General features: G+C 63.6%; 13 protein-coding genes. 2 read left to right on the top strand and 11 right to left on the bottom strand.

Annotation, left to right across the window (positions count from 1 at the left end):
- Positions 1 to 2: 2 nt before the first annotated feature.
- The 6 genes from ACNJX9_RS21575 to ACNJX9_RS21550 form a co-directional block, all read right to left on the bottom strand.
- A complete protein-coding gene (locus ACNJX9_RS21575; RefSeq protein WP_439404086.1) occupies positions 3 to 473 on the bottom strand; it encodes a hypothetical protein in 471 nt (156 codons plus the stop codon).
- Entirely contained in the window at positions 457 to 1,374 is a 918-nt protein-coding gene (locus tag ACNJX9_RS21570) for a DUF2950 domain-containing protein (protein WP_439404085.1), read from the bottom strand. The genes ACNJX9_RS21575 and ACNJX9_RS21570 overlap by 17 nt, the downstream gene beginning before the upstream one ends.
- Positions 1,371 to 3,083 carry a DUF3300 domain-containing protein gene (locus tag ACNJX9_RS21565; RefSeq protein ID WP_439410098.1) on the bottom strand — a complete coding sequence of 571 codons (1,713 nt, stop codon included), beginning with the start codon at positions 3,081 to 3,083 and terminating at the stop codon, positions 1,371 to 1,373. Before ACNJX9_RS21565 ends, ACNJX9_RS21570 begins: the two co-directional genes overlap by 4 nt.
- A gap of 129 nt (positions 3,084 to 3,212) precedes the next feature.
- Entirely contained in the window at positions 3,213 to 5,093 is a 1,881-nt protein-coding gene (locus ACNJX9_RS21560; protein ID WP_439404084.1) for a sensor histidine kinase, read from the bottom strand.
- A 97-nt stretch (positions 5,094 to 5,190) separates the two neighbouring features.
- Complete coding sequence (locus tag ACNJX9_RS21555) at positions 5,191 to 6,423, bottom strand: HlyD family secretion protein (protein WP_057755120.1); 1,233 nt, start codon at positions 6,421 to 6,423, stop codon at positions 5,191 to 5,193.
- The gene (locus ACNJX9_RS21550; protein WP_057756676.1) at positions 6,416 to 6,826 is read right to left on the bottom strand and encodes a hypothetical protein; all 411 of its coding nucleotides are present in this window, start codon (positions 6,824 to 6,826) and stop codon (positions 6,416 to 6,418) included. Before ACNJX9_RS21550 ends, ACNJX9_RS21555 begins: the two co-directional genes overlap by 8 nt.
- 159 nt (positions 6,827 to 6,985) lie before the next feature.
- Between ACNJX9_RS21550 and ACNJX9_RS21545 the strand changes: the two genes are divergently transcribed.
- Positions 6,986 to 7,438, top strand: a complete 453-nt coding sequence (locus tag ACNJX9_RS21545) for a hypothetical protein (RefSeq protein ID WP_439404083.1) — start codon at positions 6,986 to 6,988, stop codon at positions 7,436 to 7,438.
- A gap of 28 nt (positions 7,439 to 7,466) precedes the next feature.
- A complete protein-coding gene (ppk2, locus tag ACNJX9_RS21540) occupies positions 7,467 to 8,267 on the top strand; it encodes a polyphosphate kinase 2 (RefSeq protein ID WP_439404082.1) in 801 nt (266 codons plus the stop codon).
- A 71-nt stretch (positions 8,268 to 8,338) separates the two neighbouring features.
- Here the strand turns inward: ppk2 and ACNJX9_RS21535 are convergent, their stop codons facing one another.
- The 5 genes from ACNJX9_RS21535 to ACNJX9_RS21515 all read right to left on the bottom strand — a co-directional run bounded on the left by ACNJX9_RS21535 (position 8,339) and on the right by ACNJX9_RS21515 (position 15,789).
- Positions 8,339 to 8,773, bottom strand: coding sequence for a hypothetical protein (locus ACNJX9_RS21535; protein WP_057755128.1), 435 nt, complete (start codon positions 8,771 to 8,773; stop codon positions 8,339 to 8,341).
- 30 nt (positions 8,774 to 8,803) lie between these two features.
- Positions 8,804 to 10,504 carry an aspartate:alanine exchanger family transporter gene (locus ACNJX9_RS21530; protein ID WP_057755131.1) on the bottom strand — a complete coding sequence of 567 codons (1,701 nt, stop codon included), beginning with the start codon at positions 10,502 to 10,504 and terminating at the stop codon, positions 8,804 to 8,806.
- Between the two features lie 17 nt (positions 10,505 to 10,521).
- On the bottom strand, positions 10,522 to 13,275 hold the full coding sequence (locus ACNJX9_RS21525; protein WP_439404081.1) for a decarboxylase: 2,754 nt from the start codon (positions 13,273 to 13,275) through the stop codon (positions 10,522 to 10,524).
- A 133-nt stretch (positions 13,276 to 13,408) separates the two neighbouring features.
- Entirely contained in the window at positions 13,409 to 15,112 is a 1,704-nt protein-coding gene (locus tag ACNJX9_RS21520; protein WP_439404080.1) for a SulP family inorganic anion transporter, read from the bottom strand.
- Complete coding sequence (locus tag ACNJX9_RS21515; protein ID WP_439404079.1) at positions 15,109 to 15,789, bottom strand: YoaK family protein; 681 nt, start codon at positions 15,787 to 15,789, stop codon at positions 15,109 to 15,111. The genes ACNJX9_RS21520 and ACNJX9_RS21515 overlap by 4 nt, the downstream gene beginning before the upstream one ends.
- Positions 15,790 to 15,879 lie beyond the last annotated feature (90 nt).

Here is a 15,879-nt window from a genome sequence, read left to right as displayed (position 1 = left end):
GCTCACCTCAGCGAGATCGTGATCTCGCTGATATTGGCCGCAAGCTCGAGCCCGGCCTTTGGGCCCTGCAGCACGATGGTGACGCCCTTCTCGTTGCGGAGCTGAACGCCATTGACGCCGCCGACCAGCGCAAAGCCGCCGCCGACCGAGCTGTAGGTGCCGGCGAAGTCGCTGACGTCGCTTATATCAGAGGCCCAGCCATCGAAGCGACCGACCGTGGCGCCGGCCGTGATGCCGAGGCTCAGGCCGGTGATCTTGAATGGATAGGTCTTGCCGCGATAGGTCAGCACACCGCGGCCGACGCCGCCACCGACCAGCAGGCCGGCCTTGACGATCTTGACCCTGACATGGCCGGCCGCCTGGGCAAAGGACGGCGTCGCCGGCGCTGCCAGCCCGATCGCGAGCAGCAGGACCGCGATCAGACGGAACGGGCGACGGCGGACGGCGCTGCGCCATTCAGGGTTTTGCGGCATCGACCTTCTTCCAGGTCTGATCGGGATCGAACAGCGTGGTGCGCGCGGCGATGAACTCGGTGCGGTTGCCGAGATCCTTCTGGTAGACGGTGCCGGCATGATTGACCAGGAAGGTCATCACGCCGGAATTGCCATATTCGGCGGGCCAGGCGATCAGGGCGAAGCCGCCGATCATCTTGCCCTTGACGACATAGTTGAGCGCACCACCCGGCGCATCGCGTCCCTGCCCCTTGAGGATGCGGAAGTAGTAGCCGTGATAGGGCGCGGGACCGACGTCGCTTGCCTCATAGCCTTCCTTCGAGGCCGCTGCCGCGAAAGGTCCGAGCGGGCTCGGATCGCTGTCGTCACGCCAGAACAGCCCGTCCTTCTTGCCGGGCGACGAGACGAAGCGCTGGGCGTAGACGCCGACGCCCTCGCCGCGGTCCTTGTCCGCGTATTCATTCTGCGCATCGACATAGGCGAGCGCAGTCTGGATCGCGTCGAGCTCGTTGCGGCCGATGCGCCGGCGAAGCACCTCGATGCGGCCCTCGTCCGTATCGAATTCCCAGCCGTTCCTGGTGTTGACCAGCGGAATCGGGAACGGGAAATCATCCGGTCCGAGCAACAAGGTCGCAGTCTTGTTGCCCTCCGTCTTGATGCCATGCTTGGCGTCATACATCGACGAGAAGCGTGCCCGGATGTCCTTGTCGGCGACCTCGTCGCCTGACGAGACGATGTCCTCGGCTGCCCGGCCCAGCACTTTCAGGATGTCTTTCGGGCCCCCCTTGACTGCGTCGGCAAGTGCTGCGGCAGCGTCCTCCGGGGACTTGTAGGATTCCTGCGCTGATGACGGCGAGGCGAACAGTGCGAGCACGACCACGCCCGGCATGATCGCACGATGGACCCATGTCGCGCCGTTCATGGCATCACCTCCGTAGGGATTTTCGCGCCGCCGGCGAGCCAGTCGCGGTAGGTGCGGAATGTCAGCCCGAGCTTGTCGTAATAGACCCTCAGATAACCGTCGCTGCCGCGGGTCACCGCGTCGGGCATCACCTGCTCGACCTCCTGCGCCATCACGCCGACATAGGCCTTGGCGCTGCCGATATAGCTGAAGCGATAATAGCCGAGCCCGTTCGAGAGATGGCCGAGCAGGACGATGTCGTGCTTGAGCGCGAGATCGGAACGCCGGCCACCGCCGCCGCCTCCACGACCTCCTCCGCCTCCGAAGCCGCCGCCTCCACCGCGCGCGGCCATTCCTCCGCCACCGCGCCCGGCCATGCTCGGCCCGCCACCGCCGCCGCGCGGCATGCTCGCCATGCTCGCGCGTCCGCGTGCCGATGCCGCGGCTGCCGACCGGCCGGACGAGACGTTCATGGCGCCGCCGCGATTGCCACCACCACCGCCGCCGGCTCGGTTGGCTGCCTTGGCGCGGTCGCCACCGCCTTTGTTGCCGCCCTTGTTGCCACCCTTGGCACGATCACCGGCGCCGGCACGATCACCACCGCCAGGCCGATCGCGCGTCCCTGCGCTGGCACGATCGCCTGCACCCGGACGATCTCCGCGATTGCCGGCACCGCCGCGATCACCGGCGCCGCCACGATCGCCGGCGCGATCACCAGCCCGATCGCCTGCCCGATCACCGACACGGTCGCCTGCACGGTCGCCCGCGCCGCCCTGACCGGGACGCAGCACCTGGTTGCCGTCGCGGCCGCGAAAATCCATGCGGTCCGACGCGCCGGCCCTGATATTGTTGTTGCCGAAGCGCTGCTGGACGTTGACGTTGTTGTAACGCACCCCGCCGCGATGCGCCGGATTGTGCTGCCAGCCGTTGCCGATGTTGGTGGTGCGATGATTGACGTAGACGTTGCGGTTACCCCAATTGCAGCCGCCGCCCCAGTAATTGCCCCAGCGCCCGATCGCCCAGGCGGTGCCGAAAGCGATGCCGGCTGCGACCACGCCCGCACCGATATAGGAGGGGTAGCCCCAGTAGTACGGCGGATATTCCGCATAGGGCCAGGTGCCGTAGACCGTCGCCGGATCGTAATACGGCACATACATCGTCGCAGGGTCCGCCTGCTGGATGACGACGACCTGCTTGCCTTCCTGCGACTGGACGCTGACCTTCTGTTGCTTGGTGGTGACCAGCTTCTTGTTGTCGTAGGCCTTGTTGCGCAGACGCTGGATTGCATCCATCACGTCGGGCTGCTGGGCGAGAAAGGCGTCGCCGAGCTTCTGGGTCCATTCGAGCTTGTCGCTCATCATGGCAAGAACATCGGCGGTGCTGGCGAGCGCCTTGACGCTGTCGTCCCAGCTCTGCTTGTCGACCTGCGTCTTCAGCGCGTCGCCCTTGAGGTTCTTGTTATCCTTCAGCCAGCGATCGGCCTGCACCACTTCGAGCGGATAGGTCGATGCCGCCAGCACGTTGGCCAGCAGTTCGTCGGGATAGAGCGCGATCGGCGCGACCAGCGCCTCGAGCTGCTCTGGTTTCAACAGCTCGGCGGCAGCGGCCGGTGGCGTTGCGGGCTGCGTCTGCGCAGCCGGTTCAGCCGGCGTACTAGCTTGAGCCATTGCCGCGGCAGGAACCGCCATTACCAGCGCAAGCGCCATCAGGATCTTGCCGCAGCGAAACATCACGACCTCCACGAAGCTTTCCGCCCGCGACCATCGGGCCGGGGCATCGGCGTTTGTTGATCGAGATCAACGAAACGGAGCCTCCGCGCTGTTGCGACGCGACAGACAATTGGATCCGGATGCCGGTGATCAGCGGAGGAGTGGCAGGCGGATGGTGAACCGTGCCCCGCCCGCCGGCTGGTTCGTTGCGCCGATCGTGCCCTGGTGGGCCTCGACGATGGTTTTCGCGATCGCAAGCCCCATGCCCATGCCTTGAGGCTTGGTGGTGAAGAAGGGATCGAACACATTGGCGAGATCGGGGGCCGTCACCCCCGGCCCGGTATCGACGACATTGACCTCGGCCTCCCGAGCGGCGCGTGCGGTCCAGACGCGGACCTCACGCTTGCCGGTGTTCGCATCGGAGATCGCGTCCATCGCATTGATAATCAGGTTGAGAACGACCTGCTGAAGCTGGATGGGATCGCCCTTGACATGCAGATCGATCAACACCGGCGTGTAGGTCAGCGTGATCCGGCGTCCATCGGCAACGGCCCTGGCCAGGCCAACCGCTTCCCGGACCGTGTCGTTGAGCTCGATATCCTTGATCTCGAACGGCGTCTTCTTCAGGACACTGCGCAGCCGGCGGATCACCTCGCTTGCCCGCTGATCGTCCCGCCTGATATCGGCGAGGATCAGCCGGATCTCGTCGATGTCGGGGGAATTGCCCTGGAGCATGAGCTCAGCCGTCTCGGTGTTGGTCAGGATCGAGCCCAGCGGCTGATTGAGCTCATGCGCGATCGAGGTCGTCAATTCGCCGACGGCCGAATAGCGGTTGGCGTGGGCAAGCTCGGCAAGCCGCTGGCGCGATTCGATCTCTGCGCCCCGGCGGCGATGACGCTCATGCAACAATCCACTGATCAAGCCGCCCTGCACCAGGATGATGGCGGCGATCAGCAGCATCTGCCAGCGATAGCGCTCCCACACGGTCGGCTCGCGAAACAGAATTTCGCTGTCGGGAGGCAGACTGCTTTCACTGATGCCCCAGCGCTGCAATTCGCGCCAGTCGTATTTCGGCCGCCCGAATTCGATCGGCTCGTACCTGATGGCAGACGGCTTCTCGCCTCCGAGGACGCGTATCACGGCATCGACCGTCGTTCGGCTGATCTCCGCCGTGAGCTGCATCGGGCCGCCAACGGTGCTGCCGCCGAAGAAGGGGTCCTGATAAGAGAAAATCGGCGCGTTGGCGACCGCGCGCAGGCTGCGCAGGGCGAGGTCTCCCTCGTGGACGATGCCGGCGGCATCAACCGACATTTGTCCCCAGAACAGCACGGCATGGGGCGGAAGCCCGGCCGCGCGCTTGAGGATCGCCTCGAACGGCAGGTCAGAATACCAGACGAGCTCGAGACGATTTCCCAGCGGCTTCAAATCCTGCTTCAACTGGTCGGTCCAGAATTTCTCAAGCGGCGATGCTCCGATCACAATGGCCGCGGTTTTTGTGTCCGGCAGGACGTGCAGGATGCTTTCAAACACCGCCATGAAATCGAGACGGGCCGACACAACGGCGTCGTTGTCGGTGAGCTCAAGGCGGTCCACCAGCCGCTCCTCGACCACGGCCAGCACCATCGGCGTATCGGGAAACAGCTTCGCGCGATATCGCTGCGCGAACCGCGCCGCCGGAGCACCAATGCTCAACACGATGTCGGGCGGCGCGCCCTCGTAGAGCGAATGCAGATACTCGACGAAGGGCGCTTCCGGACCAGGATTGTTGAAACGCGCGCTGAGCAGCGTGTGTTCCTGGATGTCGAGCGGCCAGGGCGATCGCTGCTCGAGCCCGGCCTTGATGCTTCGCGCATACTCGCTCCAGGGGCGGAATTCGCGCCCGAAGGAATGCAGTATGAGCACACGCTTGAGTTCGCCGCGCGCGCTGGGCTCGGCGGCATCGGCGCGGCCGGAGAGAACGGCCAGCAACAGACTGAGCCAGAGCCAAACCGGCCCCAGCTTGACCGACATCCGGGATTTGCGCCCGCTCATCTCGCCTCCGCCGGCGGCCTTTTCCGGCCGCTTCTGACTCATAATTCTAGCGGGAGACGCACCGGCGTGACAGACCTAAGCGACCTGGTTCCGCCCCTCAATGACCGCTCAGGACCAGCGTCTTGATCGGCATCAGCAAGGCCTGGATGCGCAGCAGCAGCGCATGCACGAGGCCGACGCCATCGACGACGTGGAGCGCGATGGCCCGGCTGGTGCTGGTATGCGCCGCGGAAATTTCCTCGTGATTGCTGGTATAGGCATTGACAATGCAGCTGCTGCCCGGCGTTACGCCGTCGAGACCATTCTTGTAGAGCGGCTCGAGGAACGCGAGGATCGTGCCAGGTTTGGGACCGTTCTGGGCTTCAATCAATTGCTGGCCACCCGCGAACTGACCGGCCGCGATATAGTCCTGCACTGACGTGATGACCATGGGAATGATCACCCAGGGCTTGGAGATGCAGCTCGCTTCCGCAACCATGCCTTCCTTCAAGACGCCCGCCTCGATCTGGCCGAAGCCAGCCTGAAGCGCGGTCTTGCCCGCGCCCTCGGGAACGAGAATGCCGGCCGGTCGCATGATCTGCGCGACGAGGTCGCCGGGACGAAGAAAGAATTGCTCGACGCGACCGTCGACGCCTGCCCGGATCGTGGTCTTGTCGAGATCGACTTGGGCCTGATCAAGCGCGGCTGCGGCACTGGCCTTCTGCGCCGGCAGCAAAATTGAGACCTGCAGGCTTGCGGACTCTTTCGCGGCGGTCGCGGCGTCAACGCCGGATTGACGCTGATCGACCAGCACCTGCAGCTTTTCGATGTCGCGTTGCGGAACAATGCCGGGATTGCGGCGCTGCAGGTCGCTCTTGACGTCGAGTTCATCCTTTGCCTGCTGAAGATTGGCTTTCGCCTCGCCAATTTGCGCTTCTGCCTTGACTACGTCGGCCTGCGCCGTCTGCATCGCTGCGTCGACCTCGGCAACCTTCCGCCTGGCAGTTTCGAACGCAGCCCGCTGCTTGGAGCTGTCCAACGTGAACAGCACGTCGCCCTTCTTCACGGCCTGGCTGAAACTGACTTTCACGTCCTCTACGCGTCCCGATCCCTCAGGCAGGATCGGCACGGTTCGATAGTAAAGCGTCGCCGAGTCCGTCGCCGGGTGGAAATAGAAGATCATCGTGATCAGCGAGATCGTCAGCATCAGGCAGCCGGTGATGCCCCAGCGCAGCTCATACCAGACCGAGAAGAACGTGATCTCCTTCCCGAAGCGCTTGCCCTGGCCATAGCGGCGATAAAGATAATCAGGCACGATCGTGAGGAGCGAGCAGAACATGAGCTCAAACATGGCTGTGCTCCTTCTCCTTGGCGGGAACCGGCGTTTCGGCCGGCGGCGGTGCTTCAGCTGGTTCGTTCGCTTCTCCCGGTGCCGCGTCGGCAATTTTCTCGACCGAGTCAGCGATGCTGCGCAGCGGCGTTCCAAAGTCGGGAATATCGATCAACGCCAGCAGCAGGCCGGCGATCCAGAAGATGTGCATATGGGTGAACAGCGAGATCAGGCCCAGCACGGCAACGAACTCGAATTGCAGTTTCTGCGACTTGTGCGCCATCCGCTCGGGCAGGCTGTGCAGCCTCCAATAAAGCGTGCCGACCCACAGCACGGTTCCGACCAGGAATATGCCCATCACCACCATCAGCGTGTCGGTCCCGCTCCCCGGCGCGAGATAGAACGGTAGATGGTGCGGAGCCATCGGATGGAGCTGATCGTTCAATTGCCTCTCCCGGTCAAACGCCTTGGACGGCACTGTGTTCGGCCAGCCTCCCAGATTGCTTGATTTGAATCAAGGGAACGCCTCACGCCGGACCTAGCGTTGGTCAACGCTGTTCGAACATCACAGGGAGCCGCAGCCATGCCCGGGCTTGACGATCTCATTCCCAGCGCGACGCAGATCCGCAAGGAGGCCGCGCTGAAGGAGGCCGAGAAGGCGGAAGAATATGTCCGTCTCGCTGCGGCCGCCGAAGCCGAAAAGCGCGCGCTGATCGAGCGATTGAGCAAGCCCTCCGGCAAGACCGAGGAGGAGAAGATCAAGCTCGCCGCAACCATCATCCAGCGTGCCGTGCGCAACGGCCTGACCGAAGTGATGGTCTATCGCTTTCCCAACTTGCTCTGCACCGACAAGGGGCGCGCCATCAACCAGATGGAAAAGGGTTGGGAGAATACGCTGACCGGCATCCCCAAGGAGATCTTCCAGCTCTGGAAGGACCATCTCCAGCCACGCGGCTATCGCATCGCCTACCAGGTCATCGAGTTCCCGGGCGGCATGCCGGGCGACATCGGCGTGACCATTTCATGGGACGACTGATAACGACGCTAGCGGCGAAAGGACAGGCATGGCCAAAAACGAGCCCGCCGAGAAGATGAAGCGCAAGGCCTATGAGAAGGAGCTCGAAAAGCTCCAGGTCGAGCTCTGCCACCTCCAGGAATGGGTCAAGGCCCAGAAGCTGAAGGTGATCATCATCTTCGAGGGCCGCGATGCCGCCGGCAAGGGAGGGACCATCAAGGCCTTGACCGAAAAGGTCAGCCCGCGCGTCTTCCGCGTCTGCGCCCTGCCCGCGCCTTCCGACCGGCAAAAATCCCAGCTCTTCCTGCAACGCTACATCGAGCAATATCCCGCCGGCGGCGAGATCGTGATCTTCGATCGCAGCTGGTACAACCGCGCCGGCGTCGAATATGTCATGGGCTTCTGCTCGCCGGCCGAGCACCAGCGCTTCCTGGAATTGTGTCCACTGGTCGAGAAGTTCGCCGTGGACGCCGGCATCATCCTGATCAAGCTGTGGCTCGAGGTCGGGATGGAGGAGCAGGAGCTCCGCTTCAAGGCGCGGATCGAGGATCCGCTGCGGCAGTGGAAGCTCAGCCCGATGGACACCGAGTCATTTGGCCGCTGGTATGATTACTCCCGCGCGCGCGACATGATGTTCGAGGCGACCGACACCAAGCATGCGCCCTGGCGGCTGATCCGCTCCGACGACAAGCGGCGCGCCCGGCTCAACGTCATCTCGCATATTCTGCAGACGATCCCCTACAAGAAGATCAAGCGCGAGAAGGTCAAGCTGCCGCCGCGCTCCCACAAGGGTCGCTACAACGACCAGGCCAGCCTGCGCGAACGGAACTTCGTCGAAGAGCGATATTGACGCGCACGATCGCCACATGAAAACGGGCTGCGGTGACGCAGCCCGTTTTGTTTGCGCAAGCCTTGCTCCCGCTATTTCAGCTTGATCGTGACGCCGCCGACCGCGGCCGAGACCTCGGCCCCAACCTTCGGCCCGCTGAGCTGAAGGATCACGCCATTGGCGTTCTGCAATTGCACCGCGCCGGCGCCGGCCGCAACGGCCCCACCTGCTCCGCCCGCGGCATAGGAGCCTTCGATCGACTGCGGCCCCTTCAGGTTGAGCGCGCGGCCGACCAGTTTGGTCGTGGAGGCACCGACCGTGAAGCCGACGCTCATCCCTGATACCGTGAAGGGATATTTGTGGCCCCTGTAGAGCAGCACGCCCTCCCCGCCGCCGACGCCGACGATGAAGCCGCCCTTGGTGAAGACCACGGCGACCTGGCCGGTATCGGCACGCGACGGCGTGCCGAAGCCGGCCACACCGACGAGCAGAGCGGCGAGAGCGAGGCGCGTTGCAGACTTTCTCATGAGTAGTTTCCCCTTTGCAGTCACACTGAGTTACTGAGCCAAGATCATTGCGAAGTAGCCGAACACCGTGAGCAGGATGCCCGAAACGGCATAGCCGACCGGGAATCCGATCCAGGGTACGGTGCTCTGGATTTCCACCGCCGCCTCGCGGCACGGGCCGGAGTGCGACCGCGCGCCGGCCACACCGCCCATCAGCACGGCCGGATTGATCTTGAAGATGTGGTACCCGATCGCCCAGACGATGAAGGGCGGGATCGTGCAGGCGATGAAGCCGACGATGAAGATTTTCAGCGCCACCGCGCCCGTCAGCTGAGACAGCAATCCGGCGCCTGCATTGATGCCGACAATGGCGACGAAGACCACGAGCCCGAGATCCTCGAGCACGTTGCGTGCCGCATTGGGCGTATTGCCGAAGAAGCGCAGCCGCGACACGATCGATGAGACGAGGACGCCTGACAGCAACAGGCCGCCGGCATTGCCGAGGCCGATCTTGGCACCGAAGGCCGGGAAATCGATCATGCCGATCAGGAATCCGATGATCATGCCCGCCGAGAGCGTCAGCAGGTCCGTCGAGGTGTTGGTACGCGCGATGCGTCCCCACATCTCACCGAGCTCGTTCACGGCCCCCTTCAGGCCGACCACCGAGACGATGTCCATCCGCTGCAACTGGGTTTTCAGACCAGCGGGGATTTGCACGCCCCCGCGCTCGACCTTGGTGACCTGCAACTGGCCGGCGATGGCCGTCTCGCGGAAGGATTCGAAAGTGCGCCCCACGACATCCTTGTTGAAGACCACGATTTCGGCCTGATCCATGGGGATGCCGAGCGTCTGGGCATCGGCCACTTCGGGGCCGATCAAACCCATCTTCTCGGTGAGATGCTCGGTCGAGCCGCCCAGAGCGATAATGTCGCCTTTTTGCAGCACGAGCTCGGGATCGGCACCTTGCGGTTCGCCGTCGCGCCCGACATTGACGATCCGGTATTCCGGATTCATCATCCGGAACTTGGCAATGCTGAGTCCGACTGTTGCGGGATTCTCCAGCCGATAGGCGCGCAGGCCAAACTGGCGATAGCCGGTCAGGCCGCCGCCTTCGAGATCCTTGACCCCGAATTCCTTCTCATACTGCTTCGCGGCGGTCCTGGCGTCGACGCCCCACCAGCGCGGCAGATATTTGCAGATCAGGATGATGCCCACGGTGCCCCAAATGTAGGTGATGCCGTAGGAGAGCGCGATCATGCCCGAAGCCGCTTCGGGAGTCATGCCCGCGGGCAGCTTGACGACTCCCGCGGTCACGGCCTGTTCGGCCGATCCGATCGCGGCCGACATGGTCTGCGAGCCCGCCAGCATGCCTCCGGCAGCGCCCACCGGCAGGTCGAAGAGCTTTGCGCCGACCACGACGAGAGTAAGGCCGATGACGCTCGACACCACGGCGAGAACGGTGAATTTGAGGCCATCGCCGCCAAGGCTGTTGACGAAGGACGGGCCGACACGCAAGCCGACGCCATACATGAACAGGTAGTAGAACAGGCTCTTGGCGAAGTTGTTGAGCTCGAGCTTCACGCCGTAGGTGGACGCCCAAACCGAGAGGCCGGCACCCACCACAATGGCGCCGGCGACCATGCCGAGGCCATAACCCTTGACGTTGGCCCGACCGATCCAAACGGCGAGGCCGACGGTGAAAAACAGCAGCAGATACGGGTTCTGCTGAAGGAATGTGAAAAATCCCTGCATGGCAGTCCCTCCGATACTTATGAAGCCGCCTTGAGCTTCGGCTGCGCGCCGGGCTTGGGCCGGCCGATCTTCGCCAAGGCTTCGGTGCGCACGAGCTTGAGCCCTTCCTTGGCGTCGTAACCATGGATTTCCTTCACATCGAGCTTGCGCATGAAGTCGATGGTCTCCTGGGTGATGACTTGGCCGGGCACCATGATCGGGAAGCCCGGGGGATACGGGATCACGAAGTTCGCCGAGACCAGCTCGGGGCCGGCCTTCAGCCGACGGTCGATTTCGGGATCGTTGAGGCGGATATGCTCGCAGCCCGCGACGTCGTAGGCGGCATAGAAGCCGCTGCGAATGTCGCCCTCGTTGGTCTTGGTGCCGGAATCCCCGCGGAAGCTCGGATGAAAGTGGGAGAAGTTCGGCAAGTCAGGCACGTCCTTCATCAGGCTCTTGACGCGCGCCTCGAAGGTCTTGCGCGCGTTTTCGCCGCCCTGCACCAGCCCGCGGTCGACCTCGCTTGCGATCTCGGCGAGAACCCGAATGAGATGCGCAACGTCGCTGCGGGTGTTGTTGATGTTGGACTGGACCAGGACCGAGTTGCGCGAGGTCTTGTTGACCTGAATGTTGTACTCGTTGGCCAGAATGCCCTTGAACTGGGTACCGTCATAGCCGGCCATGCCGCACACCAGCGTCATGCGGGTCGGGTCGAGGCAGAACTCGTCCTCATCCAGGCTCTTGAGCGTATTCGCCCAGTTCACGCCGGGAGCGAGAAAATCCGTGAAGCCGCTCTGGCGGTATTGCGCCGGCACCATGGCGTCGGCGCCGAGGATGCGGAAGTATTTTGAGAGCAGCGGATTGTTGTTGACCGCCTGGCGGATCGCCAGCGCGATCTCGATCGCATTGGCGACGAGCCCATAGCCCTCCAGCTCCATCTGCCGCCGCGAGATGTCGAGGCTGGCGATGAGCTGCTGGTTCGGGCTGGTGGAGGCATGCGTGAACACGGCCTCCTTGAACTGCTGCTCGACCGTGTGGAATTCGACGTCCTTGACCGACAGCATCGAACCCTGTCGGATCGCCGACATCGACTTGTGGGTCGAGTTGGTCTGGTAGACCCGCAGGCGAATCTGGCGCGGATCGGGAACGAGCCTTGTGCTGAGCAGCACCTCATCGGTCGGGTTCTTGCCGAGCTGCGCCTTTTGCTTCTCATAGGCATCGACCGACTTCGGATCGCGCATCCACGCCTCGATCTCGTTGGCGGCGCCGAGGCCGGTGCGGCGGCGCAGGAACGGCGAGAAACGCGCGAAGCCGAACCAGGCCTCGTCCCACAGGAAGATCAGGTCCGGCTTGATGGCGAGACATTCCTCCATCACCCGGCGGGTGTTGTAGATGTGGCCGTCGAAGGTGCAGTTGGTCAGGTCCAGCATCTTGACGCGATCGAGCCGGCCCTCGGCCCTGGCGTTGAGCAGCGCCTGCTTGATCGTCTTCAGCGGCACCGCGCCATACATCGAATATTCCGTCATCGGGAAGGCTTCGACATAGAGCGGCTGCGCACCGGCGAGCACCATGCCGTAATGGTGCGACTTGTGGCAGTTGCGATCGACGATCGCGATGTCGCCCGGCGCGAGCAGCGCCTGCACCGCCATTTTGTTCGAGGTCGAGGTGCCGTTGGTGACGAAGAATACGCGGTCGGCGCCAAGCGCCCTCGCCGCCTTTTCCTGGGCCTTCTTGATGTTGCCAGTCGGCTCCAGCATGCTGTCGAGACCGCCAGTGGTTGCGCTGCTCTCGGCCAGGAACAGGTTCGGACCGTAGAACTCGCCCATGTCGCGGATCCAGTCGGATTTGAAGATCGACTTGCCGCGGGCGATCGGCAGCGCGTGGAAGGTGCCTATGGGGCGCTGCGCGTATTTCTTGAGATTGTCGAAGAACGGCGTGTCGTAGCGATCCTGGATGCCTTCGAGAATCGACAGATGCAGCTCCAACAGCTCTTCCACCGAGTAGAAAATCCGGCGAACGACATTGGTTTCAGGATTGCCGGCAAGCTCTTCGACGTCCCGATTCGAGATCATGTAGATGTCGAGCTCTGGCCTGACGCGGTTGATGATCTGGGCGAGGCGCAAGGCGGACGCATCGGATTCATCCTTGAGGCCGGCCATGGCCGTTAGCGAACGGAGGACCGGCGCGTCGTGCCGCGAACGAAGGCCAAAGCCCTCGTTGATGACGACAGCCCCCAGATTCGGGTTGAGCATGGTCGCGCAGAACGCGTCTTCCAGACTTCCGACGATGACGGGTTCGTAGATGAAGCCATCCTCCGGACGGCGCAGCTTGCGCCATTCGGCCGCGAGAGCCGGCCATTGGCTGGACGATATGCCGGTGACGATCAAAGTCTCGAAATAGGGTCGGCGCGCCTTATGCCCGGCGAAGGTGGGCGAGATCAGTTCGGGCGCATCGCCATTGCCGTCATCCTTCGCATTCCAATCACCGGCATGCTGGCGGAACGATCGCGTGGCCAACGCCTGAGTGATCCGGGTCGCAAGCGACCGCGACGCGGCCGCATCGCCTGACGATGCTGCTTCGCGCAGGGCCGCCATCAATTGCAGGCCGGGATAGCCGTGGAATTCTTCCGTCACCGACAGACTGGCCAGCGCCTCGTCATAGGAAGCGCGATCGCCGCCGCGCGCCCAGACTTTGGCAGCCTCGACCAGATCACGCCAATCGTCCGCCCGCGCGCCGGGACCGGAGAAGAACTGGTCGATGCGCTTCTGCGCCGCCTTGGTGTCCTTGGACATATGTCTCTCCCGATCCTGACAGGCAAAAGGTGATGCGGGATCGTGCTTTGCGCGCCTGTCGCTCCATTGATCCAAGTCAACGGTCGCGCGCATTCTCGGCAGGCGCTATGCCGTTCGCATTGCAACAAGCTCGTCAAGCCGTTCGCTGAGCCGGACCCCCTGTGCTTTCGCCGAGCACGCTGTCGAGCGAGCGCAGCCACTGACTGCTGTCGGTCTTCTCACTGAGCCCCTCGGCGCGCAGGAGGTCACGAAGCTGCGCATGCGCGCCGACGATGCAGAGGCCCACTCGGCGTGCGGCAAGCTCGTCGTAGAGATCGTGCAGCATGCGCGCGCCCGCCAGATCGATCGTGGGCGACGCCGAAAGGTCGCAGGCAACCAGATGGATGCCCGGCGAACTTCGCAGCGCGGTCAGGACTGCATCCAGGATGGTTTCCGCGTTGATGTAGAGCAGCGACGCCTCGGGGCGAAACGCGATGATTCCAGCGAGCGGCTCGACATCCGCATGCCGCGCACTGTCCGAATAGCGGCCACTGCCCGGCAAGCGGCCGAGAAATGCGACGTTCGGCCGCGAGGCGCGCGCCAGCAGCAGGAAGATCGACGCGATCGAGGCCAGCAGGACACCCTGGAGGATGCCGAGGAACAGCACAGCGATCAGGGCGATCGACGCAGCATAGAAGTCGATCCGGCTCACCTGCCACATCCGCACCAGCGCACGGATATCGACCAGCTTGTACACCGCGGCAAAGACGATGGCCGCGAGCACCGCCTTGGGCAGGTTGGTCAGCAGCCCCGTGAAGAACAGAAGACAGAGCCCAAGCGTGACCGAGCAGATGAGGAGCGCCAGAGGCGTTCGCGCACCGGCGCTGTCATTGACCGCCGATTGCGACAAGCCGCCGGCGACGGGATAGCCATGGCCGAAGGCGGCCGCGAGGTTCGCGGCGCCGAGCCCCAAGAACTCCTGACGGACGTCGAGCGGATAGCCGTGCTTGACAGCAAAGCTCCGCGCCGCCGAAACGCCCTCGATGTAAGCCAAGAGCACGCAGCCGGCGGCGAGCGGAAACAATTCGTCGAACTCAAGCAGGCCGAACGTCGGCATGCCCAGCGCCGGGAGCCCTTCCGGGATCTTCCCGGTAGCGGGCACACCGAGGCCCGGCAAGCCTGATAACGTCGCCACCACGATCGCAAGCGCCACCACGGTGATACCGACCGGCTTGCCAGGCCATAGCCGCTCGCCGAGCAGAAGCAGCAGGAGGGCGACAGCACCGATCGCGAGCACCAGGAGATCGAGATGACCGAGTTGACCGACCAGCTTGAAGGCACGGTCAAAGAAATTGTGCCCGCCGCCGGCGACGCCGAAAAGGCTCGGCAACTGACTCATGATGATGGTGAGCCCCGCCCCCGCCTTGAATCCGACAAGGATGCTGTCACTAACGAGCCGGACCAGCACGCTGAGCTTGAACAGCCAGGCGATGAAGCAGAGCATTGCAACGCCGAAAGCCGCGAGACTTGCGATCTGCGCATACTTCACGGCATCGCCACCGGCGAGCGTGCCGACGGTCGCGGCAATCATCAGCGAGATCGCCGAGGTCGGGCCAACCGCCAACTGCCGCGAAGTCCCCAGCAACGCATAACCAATGCCGCCGAGCATATAGCCATAGACACCGATCTGCGGCTGCAGGCCGGCAAGTGCGGCGTAGGCCAACGAGACCGGAATGGCGTAAGCGGCGAGTGTGACGCCGGCGACGGCATCGGAGGGAAGCCATTCGCGACGATAGGCGGCAAGCCAGCCGGCCGGTGGAAAGAACCGCGTCCATTTCGATTCGGATGGCGCATTCATGTGACCACCTCGCGTGGTGTGGCTTCGCAGCGCAACAGGACAATCAGGAGTGCGACCACGGGAATGCCGAGCGCGAGGCTGGGAATGGTCTCGGTCGCGAAAGCCCCGGCGGCTGCGCCGCAGCCGAACACTGCGCATAGCGCGAAGAAGATGGCCGACTTGCGCAGCGTCCCCAGCGGGGCACCTCCGTAGGCGACCGCGAAGATGTTCTCAATGGTCTGACGCATGTTGCCGGTGATCATGACCGTGCTGCAGGCTGCGCCTTCGACCTTGATGAATATGGCCGATTGCATGGCCGCGACCATGGAAATGCCGAGCGTTCCGGCAACATCCGGCAACCTGTTGTGCAAGATTCCGATCACGATCAAGAAGACTATCTCGACCAGGACGCTGAGCGCACTGGCCCGCTCGCCGGCCACGCGGCGCAGCCAGGCGGCCATGACGATGCCTGCGGTGAAGGCCAGGATGGGCGGCACGAAATGCAGTGCCTTGGTCCAATCGCCGGCCATGGCGTTGACCCAGAGAAAGATCACGTTGGCGGTCTGGGCGTTCGCCAACACGCCGTGGATGATCCATGTGTAAGCATCGATGAAGCCGCCGGCGAAGGCCAGCAGCAGGACAATCTCGACCGTTTCGTCGCGGCGGACCGCGCCGGCGGCAATGTTCAAGGTGCTCATGTCGACAATACGGCGCGTAAATCCTTCATCGTTTCATAGACCCCGCCGCGTCCTCGCCGGGGCTTGATCTGGATCAAGCAATCTCCTCCC

The organism is Bradyrhizobium sp. BLXBL-03 (assembly GCF_051853015.1).
Lineage (GTDB): Bacteria > Pseudomonadota > Alphaproteobacteria > Rhizobiales > Xanthobacteraceae > Bradyrhizobium > Bradyrhizobium manausense.
Note: the sequence above shows the minus strand (reverse complement) of the source record. Positions and strands in the feature narration are given on the sequence as shown.